Origin of the sequence: Chryseobacterium tructae (genome assembly GCF_030409875.1) — a bacterium.
GTDB lineage: Bacteria > Bacteroidota > Bacteroidia > Flavobacteriales > Weeksellaceae > Chryseobacterium > Chryseobacterium tructae.
The window spans coordinates 424,846-441,225 of the sequence record NZ_JAUFQR010000001.1 but is presented as its reverse complement, the minus strand read 5'-3'; the positions used below and the strand labels follow the sequence as shown (position 1 = coordinate 441,225).

10 protein-coding genes, 1 tRNA gene and 3 pseudogenes are annotated in these 16,380 nt (G+C 35.8%); 1 reads left to right on the top strand and 13 read right to left on the bottom strand.

All coding sequences use genetic code 11. From position 1 onward, the window contains the following. Positions 1-91: 91 nt before the first annotated feature. A complete protein-coding gene (locus tag QWZ06_RS02025) occupies positions 92-427 on the top strand; it encodes a DUF3276 family protein (RefSeq protein WP_002976288.1) in 336 nt (111 codons plus the stop codon). A gap of 116 nt (positions 428-543) precedes the next feature. Here QWZ06_RS02025 and QWZ06_RS02020 read toward each other — a convergent pair. The 13 genes and pseudogenes from QWZ06_RS02020 to leuS form a co-directional block, all read right to left on the bottom strand. After that, a pseudogene (locus tag QWZ06_RS02020) lies at positions 544-845 on the bottom strand (DUF7737 domain-containing protein). Positions 846-937: 92 nt separating this feature from the next. After that, complete coding sequence (locus QWZ06_RS02015) at positions 938-5,584, bottom strand: DUF4132 domain-containing protein (protein WP_290295478.1); 4,647 nt, start codon at positions 5,582-5,584, stop codon at positions 938-940. A gap of 26 nt (positions 5,585-5,610) precedes the next feature. Beyond that, positions 5,611-6,045 (bottom strand): hypothetical protein, encoded by a 435-nt coding sequence (locus tag QWZ06_RS02010; RefSeq protein WP_290295477.1) that lies wholly within the window; start codon positions 6,043-6,045, stop codon positions 5,611-5,613. Positions 6,046-6,393: 348 nt separating this feature from the next. Further along, positions 6,394-6,469: transfer RNA gene (locus QWZ06_RS02005), tRNA-His, on the bottom strand. 35 nt (positions 6,470-6,504) lie between these two features. Next, complete coding sequence (bshB1, locus tag QWZ06_RS02000; RefSeq protein ID WP_290295476.1) at positions 6,505-7,224, bottom strand: bacillithiol biosynthesis deacetylase BshB1; 720 nt, start codon at positions 7,222-7,224, stop codon at positions 6,505-6,507. A gap of 82 nt (positions 7,225-7,306) precedes the next feature. Beyond that, a complete protein-coding gene (locus QWZ06_RS01995; protein WP_290295475.1) occupies positions 7,307-8,959 on the bottom strand; it encodes a tetratricopeptide repeat protein in 1,653 nt (550 codons plus the stop codon). Positions 8,960-9,050: 91 nt separating this feature from the next. Next, on the bottom strand, positions 9,051-9,929 hold the full coding sequence (locus QWZ06_RS01990; RefSeq protein WP_290295474.1) for a PstS family phosphate ABC transporter substrate-binding protein: 879 nt from the start codon (positions 9,927-9,929) through the stop codon (positions 9,051-9,053). Further along, positions 9,919-10,116, bottom strand: coding sequence for a C4-dicarboxylate ABC transporter (locus tag QWZ06_RS01985; protein ID WP_171817683.1), 198 nt, complete (start codon positions 10,114-10,116; stop codon positions 9,919-9,921). Before QWZ06_RS01985 ends, QWZ06_RS01990 begins: the two co-directional genes overlap by 11 nt. Before the next feature lie 77 nt (positions 10,117-10,193). Continuing rightward, positions 10,194-11,036 carry an energy transducer TonB gene (locus QWZ06_RS01980; RefSeq protein WP_290295473.1) on the bottom strand — a complete coding sequence of 281 codons (843 nt, stop codon included), beginning with the start codon at positions 11,034-11,036 and terminating at the stop codon, positions 10,194-10,196. 27 nt (positions 11,037-11,063) lie between these two features. Continuing rightward, positions 11,064-11,630, bottom strand: coding sequence for an ExbD/TolR family protein (locus QWZ06_RS01975; protein WP_123857935.1), 567 nt, complete (start codon positions 11,628-11,630; stop codon positions 11,064-11,066). A gap of 10 nt (positions 11,631-11,640) precedes the next feature. Beyond that, positions 11,641-12,248: pseudogene (locus tag QWZ06_RS01970) on the bottom strand (ExbD/TolR family protein). A gap of 57 nt (positions 12,249-12,305) precedes the next feature. Beyond that, a complete protein-coding gene (locus QWZ06_RS01965; RefSeq protein WP_290295472.1) occupies positions 12,306-13,169 on the bottom strand; it encodes a MotA/TolQ/ExbB proton channel family protein in 864 nt (287 codons plus the stop codon). Between the two features lie 240 nt (positions 13,170-13,409). Beyond that, positions 13,410-16,222: pseudogene (leuS, locus tag QWZ06_RS01960) on the bottom strand (leucine--tRNA ligase). Positions 16,223-16,380: the final 158 nt, after the last annotated feature.

The following is a 16,380-nucleotide window of genomic DNA, read 5'->3' as shown; positions in this document are numbered from 1 at the left end:
TTCCTAATTGTTAAATAAATCATAAAAAAAATTTTGTGATTAAAAGAATTCTTTTATATTTGTTCTTAACAAGATTAAAAAATATCTAACAATGAGTGAATACAAGGAACGCCATGAAAATGAGATTTTCACTAAGGTGTTAAAAGCAGGGAGAAGAACTTATTTCTTTGATGTGCGCGAGACGAAAGCAGGAGATTATTATCTTACAATCACTGAGAGTAAGAAGAATTTCGGAGAGAATGGGGAAGCTACATTCGAGAAGCATAAAATTTACCTTTACAAGGAAGATTTTAAGAGTTTTCAGGAGATGTTTAATGAGTCCACAGATTTCATCATTAACGAAAAGGGTGAGGATGTAATTTCAGAAAAACATGACAAAGATTTCAAAAGCAGATCTTACACTATAGATTCTGACGACGAAGTTTAAAAAAGAATATCTAAAAACACAAGCATCTGAAAAAGATGCTTTTTTTATGCCCTGACATGGGCTTGTCTTATAGCAAAACAAAAGGTACACTTTTGAAAAGCATACCTTTTATTTTTTTATACGTATTCTCGCTGTATCTGCGACAATATGGTTGGATCCTGAATTTCATTATCCTTCGCTAGTAATAATACTTTAGATAGTACTTCTGCTGATTTCGGATCATCATCCGCAAAGGCAAGAATAGTCTACCTCTGTGCTGAGAATGTACCGGAAGAATGGATAAATATCTACCTGGAGTCTGATGTACAACCGCACTTCCTAAATGTACACTGTATTCTGCCATCTGCCCTTTAATCAATACATGTGAGCCTTCAATTTTTACGTTATCTAATTTAAATAAGCGTGCTGTTTCTTTCATGAGCACTGCTCTCATCTCAATAGACGAATGACTAGCTTCAGGATCTACATTTCCTACATGAGCAACCGAAACAACCAAATCTATATCCCGCATCACTTCCGAGAATAGTCTTGGATTAATGTCTTCAAATGAATGTTCTTATAATCCTTTAAAGAATGAAATTCTATGGTTTCCAGCGTTGGACTTTCTATATCAGCAGGCGAGAACCAGTCTGCCATTGCATATAGCTTCACCTGGAAACCTTCTTTATGATATACTTTTTGCAATCCTTCCTCATAATCTACCTTCCAGCCTCTTGTTTTAAGCAATGCCAATGTCTGTTTTGGTTGAATCTGATGTCCGGCATAGCGGCGTGAAATAGATTTTTCCTTCAACTCGTCAGGTGTAGGAACATAGAGTTCTCTGAAAATCTGTTTAAATGGCTGTATAAGCTTTTCTTTAAAGCAATAATGCTGATAATCGCTCCATACAGAATGTTCATGAAGATCTACACAATGGGCAATGCGTAAAGTACTTTCTTCGCTCAATTCCTGAATTTCTCCATGAGCATTCACAAGGTTTCCATCATGATAGAATCCTATTGTATGATCATTGGAAATAAATACCAATTTCTCTAAGTGCTTAACAATAACCGGATGTTCAAAAAGGGTTTTAATTTCTTTTAAAAAGAATTCGTCCCCTCTTATCATAGCTTCCTCCAATCCTTTTCTGGAGCGCGTCCATTGTTCACGCATAATCTTGCGGTTATTGCCCAATTCTACAATCGCTTTATCTTTTTTAATTTTTGGAGGAATAGATTTCAATTGTTTATCATCCCTGAAGACAACAAGCTCTGCTTTCCCATTATCTTCTATGATTAAACCTACTGTCACCCCATCAATGGTTACCTGAGTATCTTTTGATAACAGACCTTGAATCTGCTTGGTTTCCATCGCCCAGGTAAGCCTTACCGGATCAGGATATCCCGCATTTCTGGCTAAATTTTCCAAAGCGACACGAATGGCTAATGCTTCACTCGATTGTTTCATAGAGCCAAACTCTTTGCTTTCTTTCTTAAACTGTTGAATATACTCATATCGACTCAATACATCTTTCTCCGGATTTGTTTTGCTTAATGGAACCAATCCATAAACCCGAAGATAATCCTGATCACGTTTATCTTTTACTTTAGCTGTAACTTCTTTGATCTTTAGACTTCCGGATAAGGTATCGGAATATAATCTTGCTCTTCTGTGCCCGTTTCCGTCTGATATATATTTCGCAGACTCATACAACATTTCCCAACGGACTTTACCAAGTTCTTTATAGGCTTTTGTAAACCAATCTTTATCCACCGCTCCATCTTTAAAATCCTGGATATCCACCGATGAATATTTGGCTACTTCACTTTCCAGTTTTGCATTCTGAGCCTCATAAGCTCCGGTTTTGGTATGGGCATGCATCCACCAAATTGCAGAATCCAGACCTTTCCAGCCTAAATAACTGCTAACAAGAGACTGCCATTGCGGCGCATACACTGCTGCCTGAATCAAACGAAGCTCTGAAATCTTCTCATTCTTCATCATTTCATTGAACAGCTTTTGTGTATCACTTTCTAAAGGATAACATTCTGAAATCAATTTGGAGAATAACTTCTGCTTGGTCATACTTTCATTACCATAGCTATAGATGTAATTAGCATATAATCCTAATTTTCCAAGGCCTTTCAGAATCTGAACAAAACGATTCGCTCCATATATGGTCTGAAATTGTTGTACAAAATGAGAAACTGCTGTATTCGAATCTCCGCGGATGAGTTCTATATCTAGGAACTTATTCTGTATTTCCGTCATCATAGGTTTCAGGAAAGGAAATACCTCAAGATATTTTTCGTTGTTATAATAATTAACTTTAACTGTTGTAAGCTCTCTAATCGCTGAATCAGCCGTTAAAATTCCTTCGTATAGCTCTTCTTTTGTGATAAGTTTTAATTCATAAGCTTTGCAGAAGAAATAAAAATTAGGAACCGATTTTTTAATATTTTCGTTCAATCCATTATACTGCATCCAACGGTATAAATTCCATTGTTTGATATGCTGTTCGTCCGTAAGTCCTGTTTTTGGAATAGCCCATAAGAAAGGCATGAAAAAATCGAGTTTTTGCCAACCATTTCCTTGATCCTGGTAATAGTAATCATTATTATCTTTTCCTTTATAGTTGATAATACTCTCAGGAAGATTAGCGAAGAGTGTACTGGCTGCATCTATCGCAAAATCTATACGTTCTTCAAATACAAATTTATCTTTTAATGAATTTAATATGGTCAAAATCGGATTTTCCCACGCATATCTTCCTTTCAATGGATTTATTAAAACATCTTTATAGTAGAATACATAGTTCTCCATAAATTCTCTGAAAACTTTTCTATCACAACTTTCAGCTAATGTTAATAAAAACAAATCTCTCGGCTGTAAACCTGAATCCAGATACCATTGCTCCCAAACTTCATGCAAAGGATAGTTTTCTGCCAATTGGGTAGCTGTGAAACCATCTGTATCTCTTTTTATCTGACGAAAAGTATTTCCCAGCAACAAAGTTGTTACCGACCCATCCCATTCATCAGATTCATATTCGTGATCTTTATGGTGCAGGAATAAGTCATTAAGCTTCTTTATTTCCGCTTTTATAGCATCCATAGGTTTTGTAAACCCATATTTATCCTTTTTAGTAGCCTGAGCATATACCGAATTAGATTCTACCTTTGGTAATGCAAATTTTGACACAACATTAGGATCATAAAAACCATATCCATTGTCTTCAGAAAGAATAGTCTGATCTCCGGATGGGTTGATTTGATCCAATAAGCCTTGTTCTCTTTCTGTTATTTTTGATCTCTCAGTGTATTGTTTTGTCCAATTCGTAATCTGAGCAGCTGCTCTTTTTTCTTTTTGAAGCTGAAGCATTATATCCAACGAGGCTGCACGCTGTTCCAGGTCTCCTTTATCCATTAATTCTTCAACTAACGGAGTTACAACATCGTCTTTCTGTTCAATAACAAGTTCTATAAGCTTTTTACGAAGCACTCCCCCTTTTCTTTTAAAGAGATCAAAGAAAACCATGATTTCTTCTTTACTTAAAGGATCTTGAAGTAATACGTTAATTGCTGATGCAATCAAAGCTTCACCTCTATCTTTTAAAATTTTAAATGCAAATTCCTTTTGAAAAGCCGTTACTTTCAATTTCTTTTTTCCTACCGCATACGACAGGGAATAACAGTAAAACTCACGTAATATATCCCGAGCCAATAATTCACGCAATGAAAGGTCAAATTGATCAAAATAAGAAATAACCAGATCCAGTTTCTTACGATCTTCTCCTACCAGATAGAACATGGAAGCATACAAATCACTTTTTTTGAAGGTAGCATTCAGCCATGAAAATACTTTTCCTTCAAATTTCTTTTCTTTAACTTCTATTTTTTGAGTAAGCTCATGAAGTTTTTCAAAAAAGTTCGGGTAATCAGGGTTATTGATGAAGAATTTAGTACTGGTATTAGCACTTAATAATGCTGACATATGAGTACCCACAAAAGCCAGCACTTCCACATTACCTTCTAATACCGCTTTATAATACAAAGGCATTTGAATATATGGGTCATCTGTTTCAGCTGCAAATTTGATCGCCAGACATTTTTTATCCACACTTCCCTTATCAAACAATTCATGCAGGTAAGGAATAGTCTTATCTACATCCCAAACTCCCTGCACCCAAAGAGCCATATAAACTTCATTATTATTTGGACTTTTGATTGCACTGGGAATTTGTTCAGGATTACTGAAGTAAGTAGAAGCTAATGATAGTATTGCTTTTACTACAGATTCTTTCTCAGCTTCCCAACCTAATCCTGTCCAGGTATCTACTCCGCGTACTACGGAAGAAAAACGGGTCAGTTTTTGTTCAATAATTACATTGATCATATATTCCAAAGCCCCAATACTCGTTTCGTCTAATGCCTCCAGAATAGTTTGTCTTAATCCTTCTTGTCGCTGAGCCGCAAGTAAAAGCTTTTCTACAAGTTCCCAACAGTGTTTTTGCTCACTATTAAGTAAAGTTTTAATAATATTCAGAGATACTTTACCTTCGTTATGTTTATTGAAAACAATATCTTCAATAAGTTGATAAATGTCTGTATCTCCTGTATCAATCGCAGCTGACCAGATATAATACTGATGGGAATTATTAAAGACACTATTATCATAAATAATTTGCTCTTGCAATGAGAGGTCGTAATATTCATTGTCATATGAATTTTTAGCGGTAAAACGCAACAACTCTCGAATCAGGTTCGCTTGATTAAGTTGGATGTGTTTTTCATTATGGGGAGCCCTGAATGAACGGCGGTAATAGCTTTTCTGATACATTTTATAAGGCATCCTGCTCCATGCATATTTTACCAGTTCAGCATTTTCACCGAAATAGTAAACCAACAATTGATAATAGTCCGGATCTTCCCAAATATTGGGCTTTATAAGTTCTTTAAACTTTTCTGCTTCTTTTGAGCCTAATGTCATGGCCTGATAGTAATTGGTTTTTCCCATCAGGAATACTGCCAGTTCAGCAACCTCTTTCTTCAGTAAGGGTTTTTCAGGAAATACCTGTGTAGAAATTCCCTTTTCTGACATTTCTATAAGGTCTTTCCGTAGTTTTTCATAGTAATTATTAATTAGCTTTTTCGATTCTAATTTTTTTGTGATTTCCATGTATTTTATTTGTTTATATAATTTGGTTACCAATAACTGCCTGCAAGGAAGGTGAGTCTGATGAAAGTAAATGTATGTTGTAAACTCAAGTCTATTGTTTGATCTAGATTTTCGAATTGTTCGTCATTATAGAATACAGCAAACATCCCATCTTCAAAAGCCTGAACAGCATTTTCCTGAGCTTTTTGTACATCCGCTTTTTTAAGATTATAAATACTTCCAAAGCCTACCTTACCGGTATCGGTAAGAATATTTAAGTAATTATCTGTGGGAATTTTAGCAGAATCTTCATCTTCGAACTCGAATGACTGAGCATTAAACTCTTCTACCTGTTGTTGAACAATGAGCTTTAATACATTTTCTAAAGAGATTATTGAATCCTCGTAAGCGATTTCAATTTTTTGTTCCGAAAGAACAGGATGTTTCCTGCCCAACTGCTTTACAGTGACTTTTATATCCATATTTGAACTTAGTGTGCTTAAATATAGTAAAATTTAAAACCTCTAATGTTTCAAAATGAGATTTTATGACGAATATCAAGAAAACAGAAATGAATAGTGAATAGTAAGTTTGCTTCACAAGTGAATTATAGGTGCAGACAATAAATAAGATATTTATAATTGTTATTGTTTATTACTTATTATTAGCCTCGACAAGACGGTTAACAATGCCATTTTTAAGCGTTGGCATGAGGAGTATGAGTAAATAGCTGGAAAAAGCTTCTGGAAAAAGTATAAAAAATAATATTATTTCACACTTGAAATTGGTACAAAATAAAAAAGTACACTTTCAAAAAGTGTACTTTCTTTGGGTGAATGAGGGGTCTCGAACCCCCGACCTTCGGAACCACAATCCGACGCTCTAACCAACTGAGCTACAATCACCGTTTTCTGAGTGCAAATATAGGACAATTTCCTCAACTACCAAACAATTCCGTCAAAATTTTTCAAAGAAATTAATCTTTCTGACGTAAAGCCCTCAGCGTAAGTTACTCCCGATAATCGGCCTAAATCCTGTGCCCGGTATGTCAAACTCTCAAAAAAGTCTTTTGTGGTAATTGGAGTCTCCGGCTCTTTAGAAGTTGGGTCATAAAATTGGGTTTTATAAGCCATGCATGACGCAATCTTTTTATCAAGAAATTCGGAAATATCAATAACGAACTCCGGTTTGATATCTTTCCACTGAATATAATGGAAAACATGCTTCGGTCTCCATACTTCCTGAGCTTCCCCTTCCTCAACCGTTTCAATTTTTCTCAATCCAGACAAAAAGCACGCGTCTGATACTAATTTCGCTCCTTTTGCATGGTCTGGATGTCTATCATCAATCGCATTGGCTAAGACGATTTCCGGCCTGTATTTGCGGATCATTTTTACAATCCTCATTTGATATTCTTCTGAATTTACCAAAAAGCCATCTTTCATTCCCAGATTCTCTCTTGCAGAAAGTCCAAGGATCTTTGCCGCATCGGCAGCTTCTGCTTTTCTGGTTTCATCCGTACCTCTTGTTCCGAGTTCTCCTCGGGTAAGATCTACTACAACACATTTTTTTCCTTCAGCAACCATTTTAGCAATAGTTCCGCCACATCCCAACTCTACATCATCAGGGTGTGCTCCAAAAGCAAGTATATCAGTTTTCATATAAGTCAAAGATAAGTTTAAAATAAAAACTTCCCAAACATTACGAATGGGAAGTTTTAATATCTATAATTTAAAATTTAAATTATTTGTTGATCTCAGCATTTAGTTTTACAGCATCCTGATAAGTAGGATCTAGCTGTAATGACTTCGCTACATATTCTTTAGCTTTTGCAGCATCAGAATCTTTGCTCATGTAAGCTACAGCAAAGTAAGCGTACGCTAAAGTTTGCTTGTTTGCTTCCTGATCAGCAGGCTTTACAGTGCTGATGAATTTTTCGTAAGCTAATTTAGCCGCGTCGTTGTTACCAGCCTGTTGGTAAGAATATCCTTGGCTGTAATAAGCGGGTGCCCAATCCGGAAGAAGAGCAGACATTTTCTGCCATGTAAGGATTGCTCCGTTCCAGTTTTTAGCATCTTGGTAAGCTGTTGCCAATTTAAATAAAGCATCAGAATCCTGGCTGTTAGCAGCTACCTGTTTTTTTAATGCTTCAATGGCAGGGTTAGTAGGCCCTTTATCAGCTTCTGCCTGAGAAGCACCTCCACCGCCAGCGATGTTTGCTAATTCCAAATCCCATTTCATAGTCTCATCTTTTGCTGCTTTAGCAATAGCGATTTTCTGTTGAGATTCTGTTGTTAAAGCAGATTTCTTAGCAGCATCTTTTTCATCTTTTGCTAGTCCTGCAGCGATAAGTCCTTGTAGGCCTTGGTCAGCAGGCAATACTCTTGTTTTCTCTGCTTGAGATACGAAAGTATCCATGTTTTGCTTAGCATCAACATAGTTTTTGTCTGCATAAGATTGATAAGCTCTTAATTTGAACTTAATTGGATCTTCGATTTTATCAAAGATCTTATCCAATACCATCTTAGAGTTTGCGTAATCTTCGTTAGTGAAGTATAATTTTGAAATTTCTAATTGAGTATATGGATCTTCATCAGCGTATTTTGTATAGTTGATAAGGTCTTGTGTAGCCTTTGCATTTTGCTGGTATCTGATATCATATCCAGCCATTGCTTTGTATGCAGGTGCATAGGTAGGGTCTACAGCAATAGCTTTATCAACACTTTCTTTTGCTTTCTGCCAGATTTGTGCAGCCATCCATAAAGTTGCCATTCTTGTATAAACGGAAGCTTTATTTTTAGCTAATGGCAATGCTTTGTCATAAGCAGACATTGCTTCACCTGGAGATCTTTTTAATCTGTAAGCATCTCCTAATGTATAATAGTAATGGGCAGGAACTCCTTTTTTCTCAGCTTTTTCAATGGCTTTAGTAAGGAATTGAATCGCAAGATCCGGAGAACTGTTTTTTTCAAATAAAGTTAAAGCTTCAGCTGCTCTAAATAATACGTCAGCATCTTTTTCTTTAGAATCAGTTACTATTTTCTGAATTTCAGCAACAGCGCTTTTGTCACCTTTACCTAACTTCACGGTAGCTAAACCGATCTTGTTAAGAAAGCTTTTACCATCAGCAGCTAATCCTTTGTTAAAGTTTTCAGTAGCTTTTGCATAATCTGGCTCTCCTTGCTTTAAGAAAGTATTTCCTAAATAGAAGTAGTTTTCAGCAGTAGGCTCTTTAGCGATCATATCAGTGAAGTTTGTTTTTGCCTGAGCAAACTTATCACTGTCAATACTGTTAATACCATCCTGCAATGTCTGTGCAGTGGCAAAACCGGTAAAAAATACCACGGCTGCTCCAAAAGCAATCTTCTTTACATTCATATTCATTATATCTTTCATTTTATATTTTCTATTCAATTGAGTTATATTCTACACAATTTTCAGACCAAAATACTTTATTTGTTGGCAGTAAATTGTGAAATTATATTTTTTAATGCATCTGCACCTCTCTTTTATAGAGGTTATAAGGCTGTAGGCCTTCTTTTTGAACAATTTTCTGACCCAAATGAGTACATGAAAATCTTATGAATCCACTTGCAATATTGAATCCACCTTCGTTAGCTAGGAAATAAAGAACTCTGGTAAATGGATAGTCCATAGAACGAAGCCCTTCAGAATCGGCATTGTATGTTTTTCCGTTATTAACTACCGGAAGAACTTTCACCATATCTCTCAACTTCTCAGAAGTTTTGTCATAAGGTCGGCTGAAAGTATTAAGTCCTATAACGCCTATTTTATCCGGATATTTTCCTAATTCCTCAATGACCTTCTGATTTCCCGGAATAATGGAAAATTTAAGGTCTTTCGGCTGTTTTTTTAATTTTTCAGCTACAAAATTCAGATTACTGGAGTTCGTTCCATCAAAAATAAAATCTTTTTTGTCTGAAAGCAGTCCGTTACTGATCTCATCCATAGAGATACTTTCTTTCGGAGAATCTTTTGGAACCACAAAAACTACTGCATCTGCTGCAAATCTTGCAGGAGTAAATTTTAATTGGGTTCTTTCTTCGTAAGTTTTGATCTCTTCTGCATTAAGGTTTCGAGACATGACAATAATCTTTGCCTTATCATTTAATAAGTCAATAAAACCTAAGTCTTCTTTTTTTGTTTCGACTTTAATCTTTGTTTCAGGATAGCTGATCATATACCCATCAGCCAATGCTTCTGTAACACTTTGAAAAGAACCGTCCGTAAAAATTGTTAGATTACCTTTATTATAAGAAGGAGTATTATCGTCTTTTTTTTTGCAGCCAGCGATCATCAAACTTAAAGCAACAACTGCTGCAGTTTTAAAAAAACTATTCTTCATTTCTGTTTTTTTTGATTTCTGAAACAGCTCTATAGATCCTAAATATCCCATAAAGAGCGAATACCCCACCTAGCGCATACGCAACAATAGGGTCTAAAATAGTAAAGAAGAATCTGTAGACCATTACTACAATTCCTAATACAATATAAAACAATCCCGCTATAAGGGATAACCACTTGAACATCATGTAACAAAAATACAAAAAAAATAAAAAGAGAAGCATAAGCCTCTCTTTTTATTTATATTTTGAATAAATAAGTCTAATTATTCAAAGTTCATAGTAAATGGTACGCTATAGTAAGATCTAACGCTCTCCCCGTTTCTCTTCGCAGGAGTCCATTTTTTAAGTTTCTTAACTACACGAATTGCTTCATTGTTGAAGTCGCTATTTGGAGATTTCTCTTCAATAGTAACTGCAGAAACAGTTCCGTCTCTTTCTACAACGAACTTAAGCTTAGCTTTAAGGGTACCTTCACCTCCTTCCATTAATGAAGTATCGAAGTTTTCTCCTAAGAATTTTCTTAATGCACCCATACCTCCAGGATATTCTGCAGACTGGTCTACATCTTTGTAGATTTCGTTAGGGTTGTTCGCTTTCACTTCTACAGTTGCAGTTTTTGTTCCTGTAGATGGTGGTGGTGGTGGTGGTGTATAAGCCGGAGCTTTTACTCCCTCCTGATTATTCAAACCAGTTGTAGTTTCCAACTGCTTAGAAATTGGTGGAGGTGGAGTTTCAATTTTCGGAGCTTTTACAGGCTCAGGAACCACGTTCTGGATTACCTCAATTTTTGGTTCCTCTTTTGGAGGTGGAGGTGGTGGAGGTGGTTCTTCTTCTTTAGGCTGCTCAATGATCGGATCATCTTCCTCAATATTCAAAAGATCTGCCTTAACTTCTGTCTTAGGCGGAGCTGTAAGATTTTTAATTGTAAGATAGATGAACGGAGACAAAGCTACCAAAAGGAATATAGATGTTCCGACAATAAAAGATTTTGTCAGAAGTCTAGGATACTGATGTCTAAGATCATAGGCACCATATTCCTTGTTTCTATTTTCAAATACAATCTCGTCTAAAGTAAGATTCTGATTGTATACATTTTCATCTGCCATAGATAAAATAACAATTTTATGGTTAAATTACTTTGTAGCAGCCGGTGCAGCAGCACCACCTACTTTCTTCTCATAAACAGCTTTTTCCCAAGGCTTGATATCAGTAACACCGTACTGTTCACTTTTGGTAATTGCCATTTCATCAAGAATATCAACAAAGTTCTTATATACAGCATCGTCAGTTGGCTTAATGATCACCGTAAATTTACTTTGATCTGCAGCTCTAGATTTTGCCTGCTCAATTACTTTTCTAATTCCTTCTCTATCAAAACTAGTTTCCATAAGAGTTTGGTCATTCAAGGAAGTTTGATCCTGCTGGTGCCAAAATACTTTATTGTCTTTTCCTAGTAATATAGAAATTGAATTTGAAAGTTTAATTTCTGTTGGAGGTGGTTTTTGTTTATCATCTTTCGGTTTAGCCGGAAGACCCAAATCCATCACATTAGGTTTACTAAACGTTGACGTAAACATAAAGAACATCAATAGTAAGAAATTAAGGTCAACCATCGGAGTCATATCGACTCTGGGGTTGTTTTTCTTGGATCGAACCTTGCCACCCTTGGCACTCTTATCCTGTACTTGTACTTCTGCCATTTCTTATTAATTATTCATTAGGTTTACCTTCTTGTGATGTAATCAACCAAAATTTAAGAAAATCGATATCTCTTAAACCCTCAAATAGGCTTTAACTTTAGGGTACTTTGTTGTAACGTCACCTTTAATGGCCAACTTGTAGTCAGGGTTAACGCTTAAACTTTCTTTTACCCAATCAATTAATTGCTTATTTGTACTATCCATAGGAATCCCTGTAGGACTCTTGTAATTTTTCTGCTCATCTTCAGGCAAATCCAAATACCCTTTTAATTGGTTCATTGGAACTCCAATAGCCTGAACTTTCTGGAAAGCTGCTTTTTGATTATTATCAAAAGTAACGCCATACTTTTGACCCATTTTATCTAAAAGTGCAAGTCTTTCTGATGCATTTTCTACTGGCTGGAAATAAAATTTTCCGTCCGGTGTAGCATTGATAGTCATTAAACTAGCATCAGGAAGTAATTTTTCCGAAATTGAAGATGGCGGTTTGATCTGCTCCACATCAGGTTTTTTAAACTGCGTGGTCATAATAAAGAATGTAAGTAATAGGAACGTAACGTCGCACATCGCGGTCATGTCCGTAACTACTCCATGTCTTTTTGGTTTAATTCTCGCCATTATTTTTTATATAATTATTTTTTAAACTTCTTTTATTGTGCAAAACACAGTTCCATCTTAGTGGAATTCAGCAAAAGACTGTTGGATGCTCATAGCGATCTCGTCGATCTTATAAGTTAATCCGTCAATTTTAGAAGTAAAGAAGTTATAAAGAATAATCGCTACTGCAGAAGTACCAATACCTAATGCCGTGTTGATCAAGGCTTCAGAAATACCGATTGATAGAGCTGCTGCATCTGGAGTACCTCCTCCAGCACCTAGTGCGAAGAATGCTCTAATCATCCCGATTACCGTTCCTAGTAGTGCTACTAACGTTGCAACAGTACCTAAAGTAGAAAGGATCATCATATTTTTCTCAAGCATTGGCATCTCAAGAGTTGTAGCTTCTTCGATAGCTTTGTTAAGCGCTACCATTTTCTGCTCTTTATTTAAAGTAGTATCGTGAGCAAGTGCCTTATAAGTAGTAAGACCTTCTTTTACAACGTTCCCTACAGAACCTTGTTGTCTGTCACACTCTTCTAAAGCTTCGTCAATTTTGTTTCCGTTTAGTAAGCTTCTTACTTTTACTACAAAGTTATCTACGCTACCTGAACCTGAAGCTTTGCTTAATACAAAGTATCTTTCAAATGAGAAAACAATAACAGTAATCATGAATGTTACAAGTAATGGTACAATAATACCTCCCATGTAGATCATCCCTAAAAACCCTTCTGGATGCATCTCCTTACCTTCTACATCAGAAAACGCTACTGATGCACCTGCTAATCTTGGATCAGCTTTAAAATTACCTGGGTTACCTAAAACGAATAACCAAATACAAATCCCTATTACTAATAAAATAGGAATAATAACAGCTGGATTTAAACCTCCCGCTTTTCTAGCAACTACTTGCTCATCATTTTTTGAAACATTCATTTCCATATTTAACTAAATTATATTGTTTTAAAATTTTACAGGGTGTAAATTAAAGGCAAAATTAATTAAAATGCAAGAGTCTTAATTAAACATTTTGATATTTTTTAATAAAGAAAATTTAATACGATTTTGATATTATAATTATTCGCAATTATTTTATTTATTTTCCTCAAATTTAACATTTGAGTTAAAAAATCTAAAAAATAAGGACTCCATTTTTTTTAATTTCCCAATGTTAATTTTTTTTTAAATTACGATATTCACAATACGGTGAGGGACTACAATGATTTTTTTAGGGGTTTTGCCCTCCAAAATCTGTTGCATTTTCTCATTTGAAATCACCAAATCTTCTACTTCCTTCGCAGATAATTGCGCTGAAAGAGAAATTTTGAACTTCATTTTACCATTTACGCTTACCGGATACTCAATTTCGTCTTCTATTAGATAATCCTCATTTAATGTAGGAAACGCCTCGAATTCGATAGATGTACCATGTCCTAATAAACTCCACAATTCTTCACAGATGTGAGGTGCATATGGAGAGATGATAACGGCTAACGGTTCTAAAATATTGCGCTTGTTACATTTTATTTTCTGAAGTTCGTTCACAGCAATCATAAATGATGATACTGAGGTATTGAAAGAGAAATTTTCAATATCATAAACGACCTTCTTTATTAAGGTATGTAAAACTTTATATTCTGCTTTTGTAGGTTCTTCGTCAGAAACTTCAAATGCATCTCCATTGAAATAAAGGTTCCAGAATTTTTTAAGGAAACCATACACTCCGCTTAGACCTTGTGTATTCCAAGGCTTGGATTGCTCTAATGGGCCTAAGAACATTTCATACAATCTTAATCCATCTGCTCCGTATTCTTCACAAATATCATCAGGATTTACCACATTGTATTTAGACTTAGACATTTTTTCTACTTCACGGCCTGTGATGTATTTTCCATCTTCTAAAATAAATTCTGCATTGGCATAATCAGGTCTCCATGCTTTGAAAGCTTCAGTATCCAATTCATCAGAGGTTCCTTTTAATAAGGATACGTCCACGTGAATCTCCTGAGTCTGGTATTCACTCGCTAAGTTTTTAGATACATATTTGTTGGTACCATCAATTCTATATACGAATGCACTCATCCCAAGGATCATTCCCTGATTGATTAATTTCTGGAATGGTTCATCATGATTAATATATCCTCTGTCTTTTAGGAACATGTTCCAGAAACGAGAATATAATAAGTGGCCGGTTGCGTGCTCGCTACCTCCTATATATAGATCTACTTGCCCCCAATAGTCTGAAAGATTCTTTGCACTGAATTCTCCATCATTTTGTGGATCCATATATCTAAGGAAATACCATGAGCTTCCAGCCCAACCTGGCATAGTAGATAATTCTAACGGGAATATCGCTTGGTCATCAATTAAATCTGTATCAACCACTTTCTGGCTCACCTCATCCCATGCAAATGTTTTAGCATTTCCTAATGGTGGATCTCCATCTTCTGTGGGTAAGTATTTTTCAACTTCAGGAAGTTCTAATGGTAAAGCCGAAACTGGTAACGTATATGGCATTCCATCCTTATAATATATAGGAACTGGTTCTCCCCAATAGCGCTGTCTTGAGAAAATCGCATCACGCTGTCTGTAATTTGTAGTTCCATGACCGATTCCTTTCGTTTCAATTTCAGTAATTATTTTTGACTTGGCGTCATTATAATGTAATCCGTTTAAGAAATCAGAGTTTACACAAACAGAGTCTTTAGAATCAAAAGAGTTTTCCTGAACATCTTCTTCTGTTTCAACTACTTTTTTAATTTCTAAATTAAATTTCTTTGCAAATCTGTGATCACGCTCATCATGTGCAGGAACAGCCATTACAGCTCCTGTTCCATATCCCATTAATACATAATCTGAAATATAGATTGGCATTTTTTCTCCGCTGAACGGATTGATTGCATAACTTCCTGTGAAAGCTCCACTCACGTTTTTCACGTCAGACATTCTGTCTCTTTCGGTTTTCTTGGAAGTTTCTTCAATATAAGTATCTACTTCCACTTTTTGAGCTTCTGTAGTAATAGTATCCACTAATGGATTTTCCGGAGCCAATACCATAAAGGTTGCTCCAAAAATAGTATCGGGTCTTGTGGTAAATACTTCAACGAATTCATCATGACCTTCTACCTGGAACTTAACCTGTGCTCCCTGAGATTTTCCGATCCAATATTCCTGAGAGTCTTTCAATGGCTGTGGCCAGTCTAATGCAGTAAGACCTTGTAATAATCTTTCAGAGTATGCAGAGATTCTCATGCTCCACTGCATCATTTTCTTTTGGAATACAGGGAAACCTCCTCTTTCAGATTTTCCGTCTTTTACCTCATCATTGGCTAATACTGTTCCTAAAGCCGGGCACCAGTTTACCGTAGTCTCTGCTCTGTAAGCAAGACGATAGTTTAACAGGATGTCCTCTTTATCAAGATCAGAAGCACTAGCCCATTCTTCTGCAGTAAAGTTCAATTCATCGTTCTGATTGGCATTTAATCCTTGTGTTCCCTTTTCTTCAAAATGTTTGATTAGGGTATCAATAGCTTCTGCCTTATCTGTATCTTTATTATACCAAGAGTGATACAGCTGAATAAAGATCCACTGTGTCCATTTATAATAAGAAGCATCAGAAGTTCTTACTTCTCTGCTCCAGTCGAATGAGAATCCGATTTTTCTTAATTGCTCTTCGTATCTGTTGATATTTTGTTCTGTAGTAATAGCAGGGTGCTGCCCTGTCTGAATTGCATATTGCTCAGCAGGAAGCCCAAAACTGTCATATCCAACCGGGTGGAGAACGTTAAACCCTTGATGTCTTTGTATCTCGCATAGATATCTGACGCAATATATCCCAGCGGATGTCCTACGTGAAGTCCTGCTCCGGATGGGTACGGAAACATATCGAGTACATAAAATTTAGGTTTATCGGTATTACTGGAGGTTTTATAGGTTTGATTTTCCTCCCAGTATTTCTGCCACTTTTTTTCTATCTGCTGATGATCGTAAAACACTTTATATAGATGTTATATGTTAGACTTTAAATATTGGATTGTTTTTCTTTTAAACAAGATTCACAAAAATAATGATTTTAAAGGAAATAGAAATTTAATTTATGATGAATTGTCATTCTCACTTAAATAGAAAGGTCTCACCCGAAGATGAGACCTTT

Bases quoted from the DNA above. Each gene is read 5' to 3' on its own strand.
- QWZ06_RS02025 (WP_002976288.1), top strand. From the start codon at position 92: ATGAGTGAATACAAGGAACGCCATGAAAATGAGATTTTCACTAAGGTG.
- QWZ06_RS02015 (WP_290295478.1), bottom strand. From the start codon at position 5,584: ATGGAAATCACAAAAAAATTAGAATCGAAAAAGCTAATTAATAATTAC.
- QWZ06_RS02010 (WP_290295477.1), bottom strand. From the start codon at position 6,045: ATGGATATAAAAGTCACTGTAAAGCAGTTGGGCAGGAAACATCCTGTT.
- bshB1 (WP_290295476.1), bottom strand. From the start codon at position 7,224: ATGAAAACTGATATACTTGCTTTTGGAGCACACCCTGATGATGTAGAG.
- QWZ06_RS01995 (WP_290295475.1), bottom strand. From the start codon at position 8,959: ATGAAAGATATAATGAATATGAATGTAAAGAAGATTGCTTTTGGAGCA.
- QWZ06_RS01990 (WP_290295474.1), bottom strand. From the start codon at position 9,929: ATGAAGAATAGTTTTTTTAAAACTGCAGCAGTTGTTGCTTTAAGTTTG.
- QWZ06_RS01985 (WP_171817683.1), bottom strand. From the start codon at position 10,116: ATGATGTTCAAGTGGTTATCCCTTATAGCGGGATTGTTTTATATTGTA.
- QWZ06_RS01980 (WP_290295473.1), bottom strand. From the start codon at position 11,036: ATGGCAGATGAAAATGTATACAATCAGAATCTTACTTTAGACGAGATT.
- QWZ06_RS01975 (WP_123857935.1), bottom strand. From the start codon at position 11,630: ATGGCAGAAGTACAAGTACAGGATAAGAGTGCCAAGGGTGGCAAGGTT.
- QWZ06_RS01965 (WP_290295472.1), bottom strand. From the start codon at position 13,169: ATGGAAATGAATGTTTCAAAAAATGATGAGCAAGTAGTTGCTAGAAAA.